This is a genomic window from Clostridium sp. 1001271B_151109_B4, assembly GCF_015670405.1.
In the GTDB taxonomy this organism is placed as follows: Bacteria; Bacillota; Clostridia; order Clostridiales; family Clostridiaceae; genus Clostridium.
This window is the reverse complement of record NZ_JADPBQ010000012.1, coordinates 1-21,287: the sequence shown is the minus strand read 5'-3', so window position 1 is coordinate 21,287 and position 21,287 is coordinate 1. Positions and strand designations below refer to the sequence as shown.

Genomic DNA, 21,287 nt, shown 5'->3' with positions numbered 1-21,287 from the left:
TTATTTTATAACTTCTACATTCATCTTTAAGTTTTCACCATTGATAACTGTATCTGAATAATCAACTTCTTCATTGTAAACTATTTCTTGAGTTAAGGTTTCCTTCTTTATTACTTCTGCATATTTTTTAACAATATCTAATAACATATCATTATCTGCAACATATAACTTAATTTTATCTGCAACCTCAAACCCTTTATCTTTTCTCATATTTTGAATCTTAGAGATCATTTCTCTTACATGGCCTTCTTCTCTAAGTTCTTCTGTAATATTTGTATCTAAAACAACCCCAATTGAACCTTCACCAGCAAATGCATAACCCTCTAGCCCTTGCATAGTAACTAATAAGTTTTCCTTATTTAATTCAATTTCATTTCCATCAACATTTATAACTACTACTCCACCATTTTGAATAGTTTGAGCTAAGTCCATTTGGTTTCTAGCAGCAATTTCTTTTCTTATTGCTGGTATTAACTTACCATAAGCTTTTCCTAATACAGGTAAGTTAGGCTTAATTTCAAAGTTAACATGAGTAGATAAGTCAGCACCAAATTCTACTTCTTTGATATTTAACTCATCAGTTATTATATCATCATAATATCTTGGAAGTGAATCAGTAGAAACAAGCATCTTTGAAAGCGGCTGTCTGTTCTTAATGTTAGCCCCATTTCTTGCACTTCTTCCAAGCTTAACTATAGTGTAAGCTAAGTCCATTTCCTTTTCTAATTCCTTATCTATAGCCTTTTCATCAACTTCTGGCCATCTACATAAGTGAATACTTTCTTCAGCATTCTTATCTAATCCAACAACTAAGTTTTGGTAGATATTTTCTGTTATAAATGGAACGAATGGAGCCGCAACTTTTATTACTGTAGTTAATACTCTATATAATGTTACATAAGCACCTATTTTATCATCTGTTAATTCTTGAGTCCAATATCTTCCTCTATTTCTTCTTACGTACCAGTTTGATAACTCATCTGTGAAGTCTTCAATAGCTAAAGCCGCTTGAGTTATTTGATATGAATCTAACATAGAGCCAACATCTTTAACTAAAGTATTTAATTTAGACATAATCCATTTATCCATTACATTTTCTGATACAAAATCAGCGTATTGTAGAGGATTGAATTGATCTAACTCAGCATATAATACATAGAATGAATAAACATTCCATAATGTTCCCATAAACTTTCTTCCGGCTTCTCCAACATCATCTACAGAGAATCTTGTAGGTAACCATGGTGCGCTTGCAGTATAGAAATGCCATCTTGTTGCGTCAGCACCTTGTGAGTCTAGTACAGTAAATGGATCTACAACATTTCCTTTTGATTTTGACATCTTTAAGCCCTTCTTATCAAGAACGTGACCTAAAACTATACAGTTTTCAAATGGATTTCTATCAAATATTGCAGTTGAGATTGCAAGTAAAGTATAGAACCATCCTCTTGTTTGGTCAACAGCTTCTGATATAAATTGAGCTGGGAAATTTTGATCAAATAATTCTTTATTTTCAAATGGATAGTGTAATTGAGCAAATGGCATTGATCCTGAATCGAACCAACAGTCAATAACTTCATTAGTTCTTGTCATTTCCTTACCACACTTTTCACATTTTAAATGAACATTATCTATATATGGTTTGTGTAATTCGATATCTTCTGGAACATTGATTCCCTTTTTCTTAAGCTCTTCAATACTTCCTATACATTCTTTGTGACCACATTCACAATTCCAAATTGGAAGTGGAGTTCCCCAATATCTATCTCTTGAAATACCCCAGTCAATAACATTTTCTAAGAACTTACCAAATCTACCAGTTCTAATGTTATCAGGATACCAGTTAATATTATTATTATTTTCTAAAAGCTTATCTCTTAATGTTGTCATTGCAACAAACCAGCTTTCCTTTGGATAATAAAGAAGTGGTGTGTCACATCTCCAACAATGTGGGTATGAGTGCATATGTCTTTCAGATTTAAATAACTTATTATTTTCTTCTAACCACTTACAAATGCTTTCATCACACTTTTTAACAAACTTACCAGCCCATGGAGTAACTTCTTCCACGAATTTACCTTCTCTATCAACTAAGTTTATGAAAGTGATTCCATTAGCTTTAGCTACTAAACTATCATCCTCACCATATGCTGGAGCTATATGAACTATACCAGTACCATCTGATAAAGTAACATAATCACCATGAATAACTTCAAATGCTTTTCCTTCAACTTTACCAAAAGGCATTAATTGTTCATACTTAGTTCCTAAAAGTTCTTCGCCTTTGAACTCTTTAACTACTTCGTATTCTTCACCTAAAACTTTATCAGCTAAATCCTTAGCTAAAACATAAACTTCCTCTCCAACTTTTGCTTCAATATATGTATAAGCCTTGTTTATACATAAAGCTAAGTTTGAAGGTAATGTCCAAGGAGTTGTTGTCCAAGCTAGTATATACTTGTTTTCTTCTCCTACAACCTTAAATTTAGCTATACAAGTTAAGTCCTTAACATCCTTATATCCTTGTGCAACTTCGTGAGAAGATAATGCAGTCCCACATCTTGGACAGTATGGCATTACTTTGTGTCCTTCATATAAAAGACCCTTATCCCACATTTGTTTCAATGCCCACCAAACTGATTCGATATATGGATTGTGGTAAGTAACATACGGATTTTCCATATCTACCCAATATCCAATTTGGTTAGTCATTTTTTCCCACATACTCACATAAGTAAATACGCTTTCTTTACATTCTTTAACGAACTTTTCAACTCCGTATTCTTCGATTTGCTCTTTACCAGAAATACCAAGTTTCTTTTCTATTTCAAGTTCTACTGGAAGACCATGAGTATCCCATCCAGCTTTTCTGATAACCTTATATCCCTTCATAACCTTGTATCTTGGGATTATATCCTTCATAACTCTTGTTAAAACGTGCCCAACGTGTGGTCTACCATTTGCTGTTGGAGGTCCATCATAGAAAGTGAAATACTCACCATCTTGATTCATATCAAAATTCTTTTTTATAACATTTCTCGCAGTCCAAAGGTTTGCTATTTCTTTTTCAAGTCCAACAAAACCATTTGGTAATTCAACTTTATTGTACATAAGAATTCTCCTTTCTTTACGTTTATCAACTATTAAAATTATTCTCTTAAAGACATATTTTAATCCTATTTTTTAATGAAATCCCTTTTCCTATACTTGAATTAGTTCACTACTATCTAACTTTAATTATTCAATTCAAAATTTTAAGATTCATTTAAAATAAAAAAAACTTCATCCCAAAAGGACGAAGTGAATTCGCTATACCACCTAAGGTTAATAAACTCATAATTATTCTATGAGCATTATTTCAGATACTTTCATACCCTATCCCTTAACGCGAGCAAACGTGATAACTTAATTGTATAAAACTTTCAGCCTCAAACTCCTAGGTGATTTTCCTCTAATCTTCTTATGATTTCACACCAAACAATCACTCTCTTAAAAGAATAAATCAAAGTACTTATCCTAATCATAGTCTTTAATGAATTCATTATATATTATTAAATATCTCTTTGTCAATTGTACCCAAAAAGTTTATTTCCGTTTCAATTGTCAAGTGACAAGTTGTACTTAAAATCCCTTAGAAGATTTCTTAAATATAGTTTTCTAAATTTAGCCTAAACCAAATTTACTCCTTAACTCTTCATTATTAGTTATCCGCCTTATACTCAATCAATAATAATTATTATTTAATATTTATTGTTGACTATTTTGGTATACTATGATTTAATATAGTTGTTGAAACGTATTACTCAAAAATTAGTTTACCTAATAATTAATTTTTGTGTTTCCTAATATCTTTGTATTTTGGAGGATCTATTATGGAAAATAATTTAAATGCTGATATCCTTGATAAAATTACAAAAACTTGTACGTGTAAATCTATATCTAGAGCTAAAATTAAGGAATCCATTAAAAATGGAGCCCATACCGTTGATGAGGTTTCTAAAGATACCGGTGCTTGCACTGGAAGTTGCCATGGATTTAGATGTAAATCAAAGATAGAAGATTTAATTAAGGATTATTCAAAATAATACCCCGCTCCCAAACTCCCCTATAAGTTTAACGATTTAAACCACTTACACTGTAAGTGGTTTTTTATTATAATTCAAATATTTATTTAATTTCTAATTCTGCCCATAATATATTCATCTTCATAATTTCCATTTCTAATAGCTGAACATTTCTTAGTTCCTTCTATTTCAAAACCAAATGATTTATACAAATTTAAAGCTCTTACATTGTCAGTAAATACTCCTAATTCTAATCTTTTAAGCATTAACCAATTATCTGCTAAATCAATAACAGTTGCCATAAGCTTTTTACCAATTCCCATTTGTTGATAATCCTTATGAACCATTATTCCTATGCTTCCACAATGCCTTAATCTAGGATTCTCTGAAACATGTAATCCTATTGTCCCAATTATTTTACTTCCTTCATCTTCAATTATTTCTGCCACATACATATGAGCATTATTATTTAAGCCACTTATAAAATTTTTGCTTCTATATATTCTTTCACTAGTTATTCCAAGTATATTTTCTCTAACTCCATCCATAATCCTTAATGCATTAATTTCCTCTGCATCCTCTATTCTTATTGGCCTTATTTTTATATCCATAGTTTTTCCCCCTAAGTCTTTATATACTTACTATTCTTTATTAACTCTAACTTATCCTTTCTCTTTAACTGCTTAATTGCATATTCACGCTTCATAGCTTCTATTTTATCTTCAAATTCCTCAAAATAAACTAATTCAATTGGCAATTTAGCTTTTGTGTATTTTGCTCCTTTTCCATCAGAGTGTGCCTTTATCCTTTTTTCTAGATTGTTTGTCCACCCTGTATATAAACTATCATCATTACACCTTAATATATAAACATAATTCATATAATACCTCTTTAATATTTCTATATTATTTATAATTATATCTATGACTAACTATATTTTCTATCATTGTTGTTAATACTTAATAACAAAGTACATAACACTAAAGCAATAGTTGTGTTATAATCTTATGAGAATTAACAGAAAAGGAGCAAATAATATTATGGCATGTAAATTTTTCTTACATCAAGGAAAAAACAAAAGAGCTGAACAAGGCCGTCCTTGGATATACATAGATGAAATAAATGAATATGATGGTGATTATGAAAACGGAGATATTGTTGAAGTATATAATCATAAAAACTACTTTATAGGAAAAGGTTATATTAATGATAGAAGTAAAATAACTATCAGAATAATGACTAGAGATATAAATGAAGAAATTGATGAAGCTTTCTTTAAAAGAAGATTTGCTGCAGCATGGGATTATAGAAAAACTGTAATTGACACATCATCTTGCAGATTTATATTTGGAGAAGCTGATTTCTTACCTGGTTTAACAGTTGATAAATTTGAAGATTACTATGTAATTCAAATATCTACTCTAGGAATGGAGCAATATAGAGATTTAATAGTTAAAATACTAGTTGAAGAATATGGGGCTAAGGGTGTTTATGAAAGAAGTGACATAAAAACTAGAGAAATTGAAGGTTTAGAACAAACTAAAGGCTTCTTAACTGATCCATTTGATACTAATATTCAAATTATTGAAAATGGAGTTAAATACATAGTAGATTTAGAAAATGGTCAAAAAACTGGATTTTTCTTAGATCAGAAAGAAAATAGAGCTGCTATGCATAGAATATGTAAAGGTAAAGATGTTTTAGATTGCTTTACTCATACTGGATCTTTCGCATTAAATGCTGGAATTGCTGGTGCAAAATCAGTTCTTGGAATAGATGTTTCTCAACATGCTGTAGATTGTGCTACTAGAAATGCTGAATTAAATAACTTACAAGATACAGTTAAATTTGAATGTCATAATGCATTTCACGTTCTTGGAGATTGGTCAAGAGAAGGTAGACAATATGATGTTGTAATTTTAGATCCCCCTGCCTTTACAAAATCAAGAGGTACAGTAAATGCTGCAATTAGAGGTTATAAAGAAATTAACCTTAGAGGTTTAAAAATGGTTAAATCAGGTGGGTATTTTGCTACATGCTCATGCTCTCACTATATGAACGAAGAACAATTAAAGAAAACTGTTCTTGAAGCTGCGCATGATGCAAGAAGAACCTTAAGACAAGTTGAAGTTAGAACTCAAAGTTCAGACCATCCAATCCTTTGGAATTCTGATGAATCATACTACTTAAAATTCTTTATTTTCCAAGTAGTATAAAGTAAATTTCAAGTGACAAATGGCAAGTTAATCAATAAATTCAGTTAAGGCTGAATTTAGACTATATATTTAGAAACTCTATAAGGAGTTTCCACGTTAACTTGTCATTTGTCGCTTACTTCCCTCATCATTTTCTAATTTTACTTATTAATTGATTAATTATAGCCCTTTCATTATATTTCATTGGTTCTATATCGGGAAAGAAAATGCTCATCCTAACTATATAAACTCCAATAAAAATAGCAATAGCTCCAATTAATATCCACTTATAATATTTCCTATTTAATATTATTAATATTACTATAGCAAAAGGCATCCAAAATAATGGATGTAACTTAAATGCCTCTATAAAATTACCGTTCAAAACTGCTATCATTGCTCTAGTTATTCCACAAGAAGGACAAGGTATACCTGTTAATCCTCTTATTAAACAAATTGTCCCCGCAACTTTAGAAAATTGATTTAAAATTAAGTAAATAATAATTAACCCTATTACAATACTAAATACAATCTTTATACTTAAATTCTTATCATATTTCTTCATATCATTTACTAATTACAATATGGTATATCATCTTCTTGATAACTTAAATTATTATAAATTTCTTTAAGCTTCTTGTTATCCTCTAAACTTATCTTATACCATTTATCATCTATATTCATAATATCATCTTGAATTATTATAGTGTTATTAATGCCAATTCCACTAGTTTGAATTAAAAAATCCCAATCATTTATATCTTGCCTTTCAACTTCTTCTTTAGAAATTTCATTAATAAATCCAATAATATTTTCTATATCTGTAATATTATCTACAGACTTATATTTATTATCACTTCCCATAGATTTAATAACAACTTTACTTATATTACTAATATCTATAAAACTACCATCTATACTATACATCAAATTTAATTCTGATTTTTGAGTTTCATCACCATAATCTTTCTCAATACTTCTAGATTCTCCACTATCATACATTGCTACTTCTGGAGTATTAGTACTATATTCTTCTATACTATCTTCTTCACTTCTTAAAATATCAGATGATTTATTTAAATTAATATTACTATTTATCGATATTGCTGTTAGGCAAATAAATGCAAAACATGCCGCTGTAGCCCAAATCTTTTTATTACTATACCAACTTTTCCTTTTCTCTAAATTTATCTTATCTAACGTTCCAAGAGTTTCTTCAATCTTATCATCAAATGATTTTGGCAAAATAAATTCTTTATCTTCTATATGACCTTTATTCTTTAAATATTCATCAAAATTATCCATGAAGCTCCTCCTTTAAAATCTTATGCAACTTTTCTTTTGCTCTAGATAACCTAGATTTTATAGTTCCTTCCTTTACATTTAAAATCTTTGCTATATCTTTGTATTTCATGTCTTCAAAATAGAATAATATTGTAGTTGTTCTTAAGTCATCATCTAATAAATTAATTGCATTATATAAAGTTAAATCCTTATAAGTATCCTCAACCCTTATATTTTTAAAATGCTCCTTATCTACAGCTATTTCTCTCGATCTTTTTTTATATATATTATTACTTTCATTAATAACTATTCTTATTAACCAGGTTTTAAAAAAAGCTTCATCCTTTAAAGCATGTATATTTTTATATGCTTTTAATATAGCTTCACTAACAGCATCCTCTACATCTTCTTCATTATTTAATATAGACTTAGATACTCTATATACTGCTATTTTATTTATTCTTATTAGAGCACAAAATGCTTCTTTATCTCCATCTTTTGCTCTTTTTACTTCCATTATCAACTGATCTTTACTATAATCATACATCGAAGCTTCCAAAACTTTCGCTCCTTTCCTATTCATTTGACAATTGCTCATTCTACTTTGTTCCATAATATAAGAATATAAACTTTCAATTTTATTGGTAAAACTTACACCTACCAATATAATGTAGTAAATGTTTCCATAATATATTATAAATTAAAAAGCGACTGTTGCAAAAAACAATTCACACAGTCGCTCTATATTATTCTATAACTTACTTAAAATCTTTTCCTTGCCAAATATCATTATCTACAAGCGCTTTATCAATGTCATTTAATACTTCCCATTTTTTCAAACTCCACATAGGTCCAATTAAGCTTGCTCTCGGAGCATCTCCAGTCAACCTATGTACAACCATTTCCTCTGGTATCATCGCAATACCTTTACAAATTAAATCTATATAATCTTCCTTGCTTAAGAGTTCTAATTCACCACTTTCATATTGCTGTACCATTTTAGTACCTTCCATTAAATGCAATAAGTGGAATTTAACTCCTTGTGCCCCACTGTGAGCAACATAGTCTACAGTCTTTAGCATGTCTTCCTTTGTTTCGCCTGGAAGCCCAAAAATAGTATGAACTACAACTTCAATGCCTCTTTTTTGTAATTCTTTTATACTTTTATCAAATACCTCTAAATCATATCCTCTGTTAAAATTACGAGCAGTATCATCATTTATAGTTTGTAATCCTAACTCAACCCAAAGATAAGTTTTTTTATTAAGTTCTTCAAGATAATCTAAAACATCTTTATCCAAGCAATCTGGTCTTGTTGCTATTGATAAAGCAACAACATTTTTTTGAGCTAATGCCTCATCATATTTTCTTCTTAATTCTTCAACAGGAGCATAGGTATTTGTATAAGCTTGGAAATAAGCAATATACTTTCCATCTTTCCATTTCTTCTCCATCATTACCTTTCTGTCTTCAAACTGCTCACTTATAGATAACATTCTGCTACCAGCATAATCTCCTGATCCTCTTGCACTACAAAAAGTACAACCACCTTTAGATACTTTTCCATCTCTATTAGGACAAGTAAAACCTCCATCTAATGATATTTTATATATTTTTTCACCGAATTTATTTCTTAGGAAATAATTTAAGCTGTGATACCTTTTTCCATTCCATTCCTTCATAATTTTTCTCCTTAAAATCTATAAATTATATATTCAATATAATTTAAAATAGAGGCCATGCTAATTGCATTAACCTCTTTTTATGTTTTTCTTTATTATAAAATACTTATTAACTTATTACAATTTAATCATTTCATTGCTCTTTAAATCCAGACTATACTTTCCTGTTGTCTCATCATTAGTTGAATCACTTTTAAATACATCAAAAATCACCTTATCATCATCAAAATATTCAGCTTTAATATTATATATGTCTAGATTAAACATCTCATTAAATTTTGTATCTACAGGTTTTCCATCTTCAGCCTTATATATATTTAAACTGCTTAATCCATTTTGGTTTTTAAAATTTACAGCTAAATTATCATCTTCTTTAGAAAATATAAAATCATCTATTTGGGAATTATTAATCAAATCTACAGATATAATCTTACTAGCAATCGGTTTTTCTAATGTCTCTTGTAGTTCCCCACCTAACTGTGAATTCTGAGAATCACTATTTAAATCAACTATATCTGTTCCTCCGCTCATTAAAGTATCATCAATATACGCAATACAAATGTATGAATTTTTATCATCTATAGTTGAAATAGCAATCTTCTTGCCTGTAAAACCTAAAACAACCTTTCCAAAACTATTATTAGGTACTTTTTCTTTATAAAGCATCATTTTATTTTTACTTAAATAGGTATCTTTAGGTATATTATTTAAACTAATAACCAAGTTACTCTTTCCACCCTTATCCCCAATTATTCTAATTGCATTATTTTTTATGTATAACTCTCTTTGTGATTTTGATTTTATATCTCCAATAATATAGTTATCCCCATTTCTATTTACCCTTATTGTATATTGCTCCAAATCACTTTTAGGTTCAATATTCGAATCTCTAATTACATTAAATATATAGTATGCAAACTCACTACTTGCTACGGTTTTATCAAGCTGAAAACCGGTAATATTCGATACTCCTTCTGACAAGTTAATGGTACCATCTATGAGATCCTTGTCACAAAACTCTGTTGCACTATTTATATCCCCATTTCTTATATTAATTAAATAATCGGTTGCTAAGTTCTTTCCTTTAAAAACATCAAATAAATCTAAAGTTTCTTCTTTATTTTCATTTACGTTTGAACAACTAATTAGTACACTAATTGATAAAATTAATATCCCATTTAAAATCCTTTTAATGCTAATCATATTAATCTCCTTACAATTATTCTGCTTTTAAATTTATTTTTCCTAATAACTTATACCTTATTCACAAATAAAAAGAATAATTATACTGTAATCCTTATATATTAGATATTAGAAATATATTGGAGGGATGTGCGTGAAGAAAGATTTTACTAAAATTTTTCAAATTGCAGTTGTTTTTATAGGAACCATTGTAGGAGCTGGACTTGCATCAGGTAAAGAAATTACTCAATTTTTTACTTCATTTGGTTTGACTAGCTTTTTCGGAATACTTTTCTGTGGAGCATTTTATATATTAATGGGATCAATAATAGCTAAAATAAGTATTAAATATAGTCTAAACTCCTATAGTGATGTTCTAAAAATAATAAGTCCTAATTTATTAGGTAAACTCACTGGCGTAATTACAACTTTTTATCTTATTTCAAGTGCTTCAATAATCCTAGCTGGTAGTGGTGCTTTGATTAATCAATTTTTTGGTATTCCTAAAATAGTTGGATCATTAATAATGTTATGCCTTGCCTCTATTTTTTTATTAAGAGGTACTGATGGACTTATTGAAGTAAACTCATTTATCGTTCCGTCACTATTAGGAACAATAACACTTATAATAATTTTATATTTTTTATTTTGTAAAGATTCTATATCTTTTCAATTTATATCTTCATTTGAACCACCTAAAAAAGGTGTTGTAGTTTCTACTATCCTTTATGCAGGCTATAACATTCTTTGTTGTTCTGGTGTTCTAGTACCTTTAAGTAACGAAACAAAAAGTTCAAAAACCATGGTATATGGAATTGCATTTGGAGCTTTAGGATTAACCTTACTATCAGGTGCTATTAACTTATTATTGCTAGCTAACCAACCTTATATATATGAATTAGAGATTCCTTTACTCTTAGTTGCTCAAAGATTTGGAAGTGTAATTCAAGCATTACTTTTAGTTATAATTTGGCTTGAAATGTTTTCTACTGAAGTATCTGACGTATACTCAATAAGTAAAACCCTTGAACAATCATTTAATATAAAATTTAAGAAAGGAATATTCATTGTATTAGCTGTTGCCTTACCAATATCACAAATAGGATTCTCAAATTTAATATCTACTTTATATCCTCTTTTTGGTGTTTTAAGCTTAATATTTATTACACAATGTATTTTCTTTTATCATAAAAACAAATCAGAACTTAATACCTAAAATAATAGGTTAGCATTTATCAATAACAAAATTTGTAATTGGTAAATGCTAACCTATAAATACATATCACTTTTTTTATCAATCACCAAAATAATTAAATCTTGGTATCTCATTTGAATTTATAATATCAAATGATACTGGTGGTATAAATAGCCTTGGTTTACAACCTGATCTAAGCTCTGCTATTTTAGTAACACCAACATACACATCCGAAATTTTATACCAAGTCGCATAGTCTACAACACCTGTTTGTGGTAAATTGAAAACACCTTGAAATACTGTTACAGCCTCTTTTGTTTTATCTCCATAAACGCCATCAACTGCTGATTTAGGTATTAATGGATAGTTTTGAGCTATTCTATTTAATTGTTCTTGAATAGTTTCTACCTCATCTCCACTAGATCCAACTGTCAAATCATATCCTGGATAAGAACTTGGACTTCCTTCAACAACTTCAGCAGTAACTAGTTCAATATCACTTCCATAAAACGATGTTAATATTTCATATGGAGTTTTTCCTTCATCTCCCATATACTTACTTCCCCATTGAGTCATCCACCCTGGACATGTAACATTTTTACCATCACAATATTGTGTTAATAAAGGTTGTTTTCTACCAAATCTTCGTATATAAGTAGAAAATATATCATCTACAATAACACTTATACTCTCATATAAATTTCTTCCATAGTTAAATGCATGATCATAAGCTGTTGAATTAGTTATATCGTAATTTTTCCCTTTTCCTCTATACCATTCTGTATAAATCCTATTTAATGTAAATGATATAATTGCATATACATTAGCTCTAATGGTACTTTCTGGCCATGTTGAATAAATCTCACAAGAAGCTACATTTTTTATATAATCCTTATAAGCTACTGTGTAATTTGGTGCACTTGTATTATTTGGTCCCCCCGCATGAACTGTAATAAATTCTGGAACAACCGGTTTTGGCAAAACTACTCCACTTGTTGGAGGTGGTAATGGTTTATCAACCTCTTCAGGAATTTTTGATGGATAATTTCCATTCAAAGTATTAGGTTGAATATTTATCACATCTGCCCTACTCCCACTCCTCCTTGATTCTTCAACTAAATTACATTGTTGAATTGCAATTTCTCCAGGAAATATTTGTATTCCATTAACAACTAATGATTGAAAGCCTTGTCTTTCTATTCTTAAATCATAAAGACTATATGGTATATTTCCTGTTGGTTGCTCTGAATATTCTAATAATGGTGCTGATAATTCTATTACTTGCGATTCTCCAGACGAATTAGTTGTAAGCTCCATTTCCTTACTTTCCCCACTTGATCCCTGTGAAGGTACTAATGTAGCTTTTATTCCTTCTATAGGAATGTAGGTATCTCCAACAAAGCATTGTAACTTTAAACCACCCTTTTCTGGCATATATTACTCCTACATAAATTAATTCACTATATTAATATGCTTTTAAATTATATTTAGTGATTATTATAAATCAGTAGGTTTTCTAATAAATAGATTATTAACGCTATATTCTTGAAATCCTACATCAGATCTCGGTGTATAGGTTTCTCTTATCCTATCAAATATACCTTGTAAATCAAACATCCCATATCCCCAATCTCTGTTAGGATAAACATCTCCCGGTCTTCCTTTAGCACCACTTATAATATAAGATCTTATCTGTGTTGAATATATATCTGGATAATTTCCATCAGTAACTGCCCATTGAAGAATAAGTGCACAACATCCTGAAACAACTGCCCCAGCAACTGAAGATCCAGTCATTAGTGAAGTCGTACCTCCTGGGTTAGTAACTAAAGCTCTACTTCCTCCAGCTGCTATATCTGGCTTTATACGATCATCTCTTGTATACCCTCTACTGGACTCTGATAAAATTGCATTATTATTTTGATTATAATACGATACTGAAATCGCTCCTCTTGATGTACTTGGTAATGTAATAGTTGTATATTCAGTAGGATTTAAAAACTTAGTTTCATTATCTATAAGCTCTCTTTGCGGTATCCAGGCATAGTATTTACCTTCTACTATATATTGCCCCGTTAATCTAAATTTCCAGATTCCAGCCCTTAAATTATAAGCCCTTATAAAAATAAGTGAGTCTCCAGTTGTCAATTCGGGAGAAGTAAAATTTACTATCATTTCAGTTTCTTCATATAAAAACTTAATCCTATCATTATTTGTATTTTTAGACTCAAGATTATCTATGATTTCCCCCGTAGGCGATATAATAGCTAGCTTAACTCTATTTGGTTTATCTATCCATATTTCTATCGGTAAATTTTTTTGTTTTTCGCCAATTCTTATTTCTATATCTTTTACATCTCCAACTTTTTCAATTACACCTTCTGTATGAGTATCTGTATTACCTTGATTGCCTGTAGGAACAACAATTACAGTTGCCGCCTGACTCGAAAAATTATCTATGGATGATTCAATAATTCCATTACCTGTATGAGACCCCATACTACTTCCCAGTGGTATAAATACAACTACAGGCTTATCTAATGCCCTTGCAACTGAAACTATATATCTTAATGCTAATAGTGCACTCCATGGACTATATGAAGGTACATCTGTTTTATCAATAAGAGCAGCATCAAGTTCTACCTTAGTTGATCTAGCTAATTTAACAATAATAAACTGACAGTCAGGTGCAGCTCCTTTTAAATCAGGATTTATTCCTCTTCCTCCAATAATTCCACTTACCCTAGTTCCATGTCCTATATCATCCTTAGATGGGACTATACTATATGGATCACCACCTGTAGTCTGTAAATTTATAGCCTTATTTATTTCTTGCTCTGTATATTCAGTTCCATATTTTAATCCATATATTTCTTTATCTCCCTGAATAGTTTGATCCCATATTCTTAAAATTCTTGTAGTATCATCTTCTCTTTGAAATTCTTTATTTAGATAATCTATTCCAGTATCCATTATCCCTACCAATACACCTTTTCCATTAAGCCTTAGGTATGGGTTGTTATTAAACACAGGAGCTCCACTAGCTTCCACTGGCGAAAGCTCATTCAATGTTAATATAGTAGAAACCTCCATATTAACTATCCTTACAACTGCTTCACTTATTTCATTAATCTTATTAGCCGGGGTAATTATTACTGCAAAATTTGTTGATATCATTACGCCTGAAACTTCTGGTATTTTTAATATATTTTTAAGAGCATCTGCATCTGAAACCTCAGCTAAAATAAAGACTTTCTCTGTACTTTCTGTATCATAGTCAACATCTATTCCAGCTACACCTTTAAGTGATTTATTTTCTTGTCTATCATTGATACAAATATTTCTAAATCCTAAGCCCAACGTTTGAGATACTAAATTAATACTCTCTCTTAAACAAAGCTCTCCATATCCCCATGCTGCATCTGGATATTGTATATCTCGTCTTCCTTTTTTTGCTCCTGTAATCAAAAAATATTTTAATCTCTCTCCATATAAATATGGATCATTTCTATTAACTACACCCCATTGCATCATAAGAGCAGCAGCTCCAGTAACTTGTGGTGTCGCCATAGATGTACCTGTTTTTTTATCAAATCCTCTATTAGGTATAGTTGAATAAATTCCTTCACCTGGTGCAACTATATCTGGTTTTATATATTTCCCATTATACTTTTCTCCTCTACCACTAAATGGCGAGATAGTATTAACCAAGTAATTATAACTACCAACTGATATCACATTTCTAACTGTAGCTGGAATTCCTAATGTATTATAAACAACCGGATTTAAAAATTTTGTATTAATATTTAACCCCTCCGAAATTGGTAACCACATATCAAATTTTCCATGGTATTCATTCAACTTTCTTAAAGTTATCCTCCACTGACCTGATGATACAAAGTTATTAACACCAGTTAACACAATTCCAATTTCTCCACTTACATCAAAAGGCTTTGGTCCAGTTAAATATATGGAATATCTAGAGCTTCCTATCGTGCCTTCATTAAATCCTTCGTTTAATATTAATTCTCCTGTACTAAATCCACATGGACAAAACAATTCTATGCTTACTTCTGGTAATATTGACTTATATAAGTTTATTATAACTATAGATTCATCTGATGAAATATTAAAATATATTTCATTTAAATCTTCTAATGTTCCTCCTACATGATGTGCAGCTTCCCCTTCATTACCTGCTGCAATAACTATAGTTACTCTCTGAGTAGCAGATACTGTTGAAATATATTGCTCAAGTAAACTACTTCCATTATGAGCTCCATCATTAGTACTTAAGCTCATATTTATAGCTAATGGCATATTTAGCTCTTTTCCTTTATCAATAAGAAATTTTATTCCTCGCATTATTTGAGTACTCAATGCAAATCTACTTCTAGCAACCTTAACCATTACTATTGAACTTTCTGGTGCTACACCATAATATTTCACATCTATATTTCCCCCAGCACATGCTATTCCTGCAACATGTGTCCCATGTCCATTAACATCAGTTGAACTAACTATTGAATATGGATTAGATGACTGAAGTGCCTCATTAATTTTAGCCTTATCATATATTTTTCCATCATCATCTAAATCATATATATATTCTATTCTAGTTGTTCCGTCAGAATTTCTGAATGCAGGATGAGTATAATCTATTCCTGTATCAATAAATCCAACTAAAACACCCTGCCCTTTCAAATCTCCAGAATTTATTTGAGTTATACAAGAAGCCCTATTACTTTCATAATCATTTGTATATAAACTTTTTGGCAATTCAATATATTGAATTTGGGGACTTGTTGCTAAAGCAATAATATTCTCTATAGGAATCAATACTATCCCATATCCATATCCTAAATCAGTATATTTTCCACCTAAATTCTCTACAATTTGGGAAATTTCACTTGGAGAACTACCTGAAATTATACTTACCTCAATTTCAGCATCATTACTAGTTGCTAAAAAATTATTCGATATGTTAAACTTTGATAATATTGATTTAGGTATATTTTTTAATAAACCCAAATTATTTTTATTACTTTCTATATTTACCACCTCATAATAATTCCTATTATAAATATATGTTTAACTCCATATATTTGAACTAATACATTGAAAAAAGTACTTTTATTAATTGTTCTATAAAAAAACTAAATCATTTAAATCTGCCTGAATATAATAAAAAAAATTTACTTAACATTAATTGCAAAGTTATGCACAGGTCTAATTAACTTATCCACATTGTCCCCAAATTAATATGTACATTACTTTTTATTGGTAAACTTCTACTATTTATATAATAAAAAAAAGTGCCTCTTGGCACTTTTCTATAATCTTATTTCAATTCTTTCTATCTTTGCGATGACTGCAATTTCTTTACTTTCAACAGTTTCAGTCATTAGAGCTCCCCCGTTACTTACTAAAAGTAATTTAGAATTTCCAAGACTTTTTATTTGTCTTATTCTTCTTTTTCCTTTATAATCCACTAAAAATATTCCATTATTACTTATTTCCTTAACTAAATGAGCAAATGCTAAATCGCCTTCCATCATTCTAAAACCAGACATCTCATTATCCTGAATTTGTAAATACATTACTTTATCTTGATGATATCCTTCTACCTTATTTGAATGTATAGGCAATTCTATTTTTCCTAAAATATTTTTTAAATTATAATCATAAATAGGAACATTTTTCAATACCGTAGAAAATGCATTATCCCAAACTTCATTTGTTTCTATTTTAGTAGGTTTCTTATTGCTTTCGGCATAACTTTTTCTTTCTTCCATTAATGCTTCATCAGTTACAACCATACTTACATCATTTAAATCTGTATTTAATATTTTTGCTGCCTTTTCTATAAATGATTCTTGTACAATTTTTCTACCTGTTTCCACGTCATTTATAAATTTTTCTGCTACACCTAATTTTTTACCAAGTGCCTTTTGAGTCATTCCTGACTTTAATCTAGCTTCTTTTATTTTTTCGCCAACTCTACTCATCCTTGATTTCCTTTCTTACCTTTGAATACCAATCCTTTTCATTCTTTAAATGTTTCATTAAATAATTTACTTTCCAATTAATAGATTGCTCTGTTACTACAGCTAATATTCCATCTTTGATATAGTCACGAGTATATTTTATTACTTTTTTCACTTCAATTTCTGTTAAATTATTATAAAGTATTACTTTTTCTTTAAGCGGACTATTATTAAAAATATCTAATCTTAATCCTGATAATATATCTCTTAAAGTCATTTCGCACATTTCTGGAGTTATTTCAATTATTTTATAGTTAAGCTTTTTCATATACTCTAAGTCTATATTAGATAAACCATATACTAATATACACTTATTATTATTAATCATCTCAATCACCCCGTTATACTTACAAAACTTTAATTTAAGGCTGCATCAAAAATGATACAGCCTATTACTTTAACATGAAATTAAATATTAATCTTCTATTATTTCAGGTTCTCCAAAATTTTCTCCAAAAGTATCTACTGTTACTTTTTTCATAACTTGATCTTCATATGGTTTGTCACTATAATCTCTTTTAGTATTTACTATCTTATCAGCAACTTCTAATCCTTCTATTATTTTTCCAAATGAAGCATATTGACCGTCTAAATGCGGTGCATTTTCTACCATAATAAAGAATTGACTTCCTGCTGAATCTGGATGCATTGCTCTAGCCATTGATAAAACACCCTTTGTGTGCTTTAAGTCATTTTTAAATCCATTTCTTGAGAATTCTCCCTTAATGCTATATCCAGGTCCTCCAATTCCCATTCCTTCTGGACATCCACCTTGAATCATAAATCCAGGTATTACTCTATGGAATATTAATCCATCATAAAATCCTCTATTTATTAAATCAACAAAGTTCTTTACTGTGTTAGGTGCTATTTCTGGATATAACTCAGCTTTCATTATATCTCCATTTTCCATTTCTATAGTAACTATAGGGTTTTTCATTTTATTACCTCACTTTCATTTTCTGGTATAATTTATTATTATCATATTTTAATATACTAATTCAATCTTTTATTCAAATTTTCTTAAATTTTTAGAGGAATTCTACTTTATATATATTTATTAATAAAACGGTAACTTCTACTAACTAAATATATGATTTAGAGTATCAGTTAAAATTTGGACTTTCACTTAAGAAAAAAAGCCTCGATAATCGAAGCTAAATATATGATAAATATTTATGATATGAATTTATTCTCTATTATTTAGATATGGTTATATTTTTTATTGTTGAAATGCAGTACCTAATACTACTCTTGAATAATCTCTATAGTTTGATAAATTTTTAACAACAATTTGTTTAAAAATATAGTCTCTTCCAAATTTATATATTAAATCACTAAATAAATTTATTAAAAATGTTGATGGTATTCTATCATACCCAGCAAAATCTAAAATTACTTCTTGATCTAAGTTATTCTTTACTATCTCTCTTAATAAAATAGCATCTTCTATAGCATAATTATCACCTAATAAATCTTTAACTTTAATATTCATACTCATATTATTAATCCCCCTAAATTTTCTGAAAATTCTTTCTTTATTAATAATATATACAATTTTCAGAATATTGTCAACTATTTAACAATTATTTTTTACATTTATTTCTACAATAAAAAAACGCCTCTTGGCGTTTTCTATTTTTTTTCTATTAACTTTAAACTTAACTCTATTACCTTTTGTTCTTCTAATGAATTATAAATTGATATTTCTCCTTTAGTAGTCCTATGGGTTAATAAATCTTTTTCTTTTAATCTTCGTTTTATTTCTCTAGCAGTTCCTTCTCCACCATCTATAATATCAATTTCACTACCTACAACTTTTTCTATTGTATCTTTAACAAACGGATAATGTGTACATCCTAAAACTATTGATGCTATTTCCTCGCTTTTATATATACACAACTTTTCCCTTAAATACTCTTCTAATTGATTTCCACTTAATATTCCTTCTTCTATAAACTCCATAAGCCCTGCACATGGTATTGGAACTATATCTGCCTTGTCTTTGTATTTATTAAGTAATAAATTAAACTTTTCTTGTTTAATTGTCATAGGAGTTGCCATTATTAATATTTTACCATCCTTATTCATCTCAACAGCTGGCTTTATAGCTGGCTCTATACCTACTAAAGGTAAATCAGGATATGTTTTTCTTAATTCACTTACTGCTGCACTAGTTGCCGTATTACAAGCTACAACCAATCCCTTAATTCCCTTATCAATTAAAAAGTCTACTACATTAAATGTTAGATCCCTTATTTCCTTTGTAGGTTTTATTCCATATGGAGCATTTTTTGAATCTCCAAAATATATATAATTTTCATTAGGCATTATTTTAATAGCTTCTCTCATCACACTTAGTCCACCAACACCTGAATCTAAAAAGCCTATGGGCATATCCTTTTTATCCAAATCATCTCACTCCAATTTATATATTCCTTAATTTTATTTTATACCTTAATTAAGCGTAAATCTACTTTGATTTATTATAATATATAAATTATTATGCATTCTTTATGTAAATAATGAATTAGTTATTATTCATCCATGAAGGTATCAATACCCTCTCTTTATCCATTAATTGTGTATTAATTAATTCTTTCTTTCTATGCGATTCTCTTTTGGCTGAATTAATATTTAATAACTCCTCAGCTTCACTTATGCTTTTAGCTTTAAAAACCATCGTCCAACCGTCTTTGCTATATTTTCCAGCACACATTACATATTTATCTTTATTTCTATTTACTCCATTCATACTATCATAAATAAAACTATTTAATTCCCCTATATTCTTATAATTAACCTTTACAAATATTGCCCTATTCTCTTTCATACCGCACCTCCGAACAAATGTTCAATTATTAGTTTAATAATATCAGAACATTTGTTCTTAAGCAACATTTTTTTTACTAATTTAGAGGATTCTTTTTACATTTTATAGAATATTATTTATGTAAAACTATTATTTATCATATAAGGAGAACATACTTTATGAACTTTAAATCTGAAAAATTTCAAAATATGTTTATTGTTATTTTGCTAGTTGCTACAATTTTAATTTTCTCACTTGATTTTATTCAAACAAAGGCAACTACAAATAATTCTATCGTATTAAGGGAAAAAAAGGCTATATTGGATGAAGAGATAGAAGCTTATATTCCTCCTGAAGAAGTTATAGTAGAAGAACCAACTGAAGTTGAAATTGATACTTATAATAATGAAAATAATGATATTTATTATAGTGATGATGAAAATGACGAAGATATAACAACATCTAAGCCAAACAGACCAAATAATAACTCTAACAGTAGTTCTAGCTCTAATGGTGGTTCTGGTTCTGAAGGTGGTCCTGGCTCTGAAGGCGATTCTGGCTCTGAAGGCGGTTCTGGTTCTGAAGGCGATTCTGGTTCTGAAGGCGGTTCTGGCTCTGAAGGCGGTTCTGGCTCTGAAGGCGATTCTGGCTCTGAAGGCGGTTCTGGTTCTGAAAGTGGTTCTGGCTCTGAAGGCGGTTCTGGCTCTGAAGGCGGTTCTGGTTCTGAAGGTGGTTCTGGTTCTGAAGGTGGTTCTGGCTCTGAAGGCGGTTCTGGCTCTGAAGGCGATTCTGGCTCTGAAGGCGGTTCTGGTTCTGAAGGCGATTC

At 29.6% G+C, this 21,287-nt stretch carries 20 protein-coding genes and 1 other annotated feature; of the genes, 4 read left to right on the top strand and 16 right to left on the bottom strand.

What is annotated here, in order from left to right; all coding sequences use genetic code 11:
- Window positions 1–3,111 carry an isoleucine--tRNA ligase gene (ileS, locus tag I4V63_RS09685; protein WP_196001061.1) on the bottom strand — a complete coding sequence of 1,037 codons (3,111 nt, stop codon included), beginning with the start codon at window positions 3,109–3,111 and terminating at the stop codon, window positions 1–3.
- Between the two features lie 177 nt (window positions 3,112–3,288).
- Window positions 3,289–3,533 (bottom strand) — a binding site (T-box leader).
- Between the two features lie 339 nt (window positions 3,534–3,872).
- Between ileS and I4V63_RS09680 the strand changes: the two genes are divergently transcribed.
- On the top strand, window positions 3,873–4,085 hold the full coding sequence (locus tag I4V63_RS09680) for a (2Fe-2S)-binding protein (protein WP_196001060.1): 213 nt from the start codon (window positions 3,873–3,875) through the stop codon (window positions 4,083–4,085).
- Window positions 4,086–4,171: 86 nt separating this feature from the next.
- Here the strand turns inward: I4V63_RS09680 and I4V63_RS09675 are convergent, their stop codons facing one another.
- Both I4V63_RS09675 and I4V63_RS09670 read right to left on the bottom strand, forming a co-directional pair.
- Window positions 4,172–4,675: a GNAT family N-acetyltransferase gene (locus tag I4V63_RS09675; RefSeq protein WP_196001059.1), complete on the bottom strand. Its 504-nt coding sequence runs from the start codon at window positions 4,673–4,675 to the stop codon at window positions 4,172–4,174.
- Window positions 4,676–4,686: 11 nt separating this feature from the next.
- On the bottom strand, window positions 4,687–4,944 hold the full coding sequence (locus tag I4V63_RS09670) for a GIY-YIG nuclease family protein (protein WP_196001058.1): 258 nt from the start codon (window positions 4,942–4,944) through the stop codon (window positions 4,687–4,689).
- A 160-nt stretch (window positions 4,945–5,104) separates the two neighbouring features.
- Between I4V63_RS09670 and I4V63_RS09665 the strand changes: the two genes are divergently transcribed.
- Window positions 5,105–6,280: a class I SAM-dependent rRNA methyltransferase gene (locus tag I4V63_RS09665; RefSeq protein WP_196001057.1), complete on the top strand. Its 1,176-nt coding sequence runs from the start codon at window positions 5,105–5,107 to the stop codon at window positions 6,278–6,280.
- 127 nt (window positions 6,281–6,407) lie between these two features.
- Here I4V63_RS09665 and I4V63_RS09660 read toward each other — a convergent pair whose 3' ends face one another.
- The 5 genes from I4V63_RS09660 to I4V63_RS09640 form a co-directional block, all read right to left on the bottom strand.
- The gene (locus I4V63_RS09660; RefSeq protein ID WP_196001056.1) at window positions 6,408–6,824 is read right to left on the bottom strand and encodes a DUF2752 domain-containing protein; all 417 of its coding nucleotides are present in this window, start codon (window positions 6,822–6,824) and stop codon (window positions 6,408–6,410) included.
- A gap of 8 nt (window positions 6,825–6,832) precedes the next feature.
- Entirely contained in the window at window positions 6,833–7,564 is a 732-nt protein-coding gene (locus I4V63_RS09655) for a hypothetical protein (protein WP_196001055.1), read from the bottom strand.
- A complete protein-coding gene (locus tag I4V63_RS09650; RefSeq protein WP_207746546.1) occupies window positions 7,557–8,102 on the bottom strand; it encodes a sigma-70 family RNA polymerase sigma factor in 546 nt (181 codons plus the stop codon). Before I4V63_RS09650 ends, I4V63_RS09655 begins: the two co-directional genes overlap by 8 nt.
- 199 nt (window positions 8,103–8,301) lie before the next feature.
- The gene (locus I4V63_RS09645) at window positions 8,302–9,228 is read right to left on the bottom strand and encodes a TIGR01212 family radical SAM protein (RefSeq protein WP_196001124.1); all 927 of its coding nucleotides are present in this window, start codon (window positions 9,226–9,228) and stop codon (window positions 8,302–8,304) included.
- A 114-nt stretch (window positions 9,229–9,342) separates the two neighbouring features.
- Window positions 9,343–10,428, bottom strand: a complete 1,086-nt coding sequence (locus I4V63_RS09640) for a hypothetical protein (RefSeq protein ID WP_196001053.1) — start codon at window positions 10,426–10,428, stop codon at window positions 9,343–9,345.
- Window positions 10,429–10,561: 133 nt separating this feature from the next.
- On the opposite strand from I4V63_RS09640, the gene I4V63_RS09635 reads away from it, so the two are divergent.
- Window positions 10,562–11,623, top strand: a complete 1,062-nt coding sequence (locus tag I4V63_RS09635) for a transporter (RefSeq protein ID WP_196001052.1) — start codon at window positions 10,562–10,564, stop codon at window positions 11,621–11,623.
- A 78-nt stretch (window positions 11,624–11,701) separates the two neighbouring features.
- Here I4V63_RS09635 and I4V63_RS09630 read toward each other — a convergent pair whose 3' ends face one another.
- The 8 genes from I4V63_RS09630 to I4V63_RS09595 all read right to left on the bottom strand — a co-directional run bounded on the left by I4V63_RS09630 (window position 11,702) and on the right by I4V63_RS09595 (window position 20,482).
- Entirely contained in the window at window positions 11,702–13,036 is a 1,335-nt protein-coding gene (locus I4V63_RS09630) for a peptidoglycan-binding domain-containing protein (protein ID WP_196001051.1), read from the bottom strand.
- Window positions 13,037–13,099: 63 nt separating this feature from the next.
- Window positions 13,100–16,663: a S8 family serine peptidase gene (locus I4V63_RS09625; protein WP_196001050.1), complete on the bottom strand. Its 3,564-nt coding sequence runs from the start codon at window positions 16,661–16,663 to the stop codon at window positions 13,100–13,102.
- Between the two features lie 272 nt (window positions 16,664–16,935).
- On the bottom strand, window positions 16,936–17,610 hold the full coding sequence (locus I4V63_RS09620) for a helix-turn-helix transcriptional regulator (protein WP_196001049.1): 675 nt from the start codon (window positions 17,608–17,610) through the stop codon (window positions 16,936–16,938).
- Window positions 17,603–17,977 carry a DUF3783 domain-containing protein gene (locus tag I4V63_RS09615; protein ID WP_196001048.1) on the bottom strand — a complete coding sequence of 125 codons (375 nt, stop codon included), beginning with the start codon at window positions 17,975–17,977 and terminating at the stop codon, window positions 17,603–17,605. The genes I4V63_RS09620 and I4V63_RS09615 overlap by 8 nt, the downstream gene beginning before the upstream one ends.
- A gap of 87 nt (window positions 17,978–18,064) precedes the next feature.
- Window positions 18,065–18,589, bottom strand: a complete 525-nt coding sequence (locus tag I4V63_RS09610) for a peptidylprolyl isomerase (RefSeq protein WP_196001047.1) — start codon at window positions 18,587–18,589, stop codon at window positions 18,065–18,067.
- Window positions 18,590–18,871: 282 nt separating this feature from the next.
- Window positions 18,872–19,150: an STAS-like domain-containing protein gene (locus I4V63_RS09605; RefSeq protein ID WP_243280481.1), complete on the bottom strand. Its 279-nt coding sequence runs from the start codon at window positions 19,148–19,150 to the stop codon at window positions 18,872–18,874.
- A gap of 134 nt (window positions 19,151–19,284) precedes the next feature.
- Window positions 19,285–20,061 (bottom strand): glutamate racemase, encoded by a 777-nt coding sequence (gene murI / locus I4V63_RS09600; RefSeq protein ID WP_196001046.1) that lies wholly within the window; start codon window positions 20,059–20,061, stop codon window positions 19,285–19,287.
- 118 nt (window positions 20,062–20,179) lie between these two features.
- The gene (locus I4V63_RS09595; RefSeq protein WP_196001045.1) at window positions 20,180–20,482 is read right to left on the bottom strand and encodes a hypothetical protein; all 303 of its coding nucleotides are present in this window, start codon (window positions 20,480–20,482) and stop codon (window positions 20,180–20,182) included.
- 158 nt (window positions 20,483–20,640) lie between these two features.
- Here I4V63_RS09595 and I4V63_RS09590 point away from each other — a divergent pair.
- The coding region (locus tag I4V63_RS09590) for a hypothetical protein (RefSeq protein ID WP_207746543.1) at window positions 20,641–21,287 on the top strand (647 nt) is incomplete at its 3' end.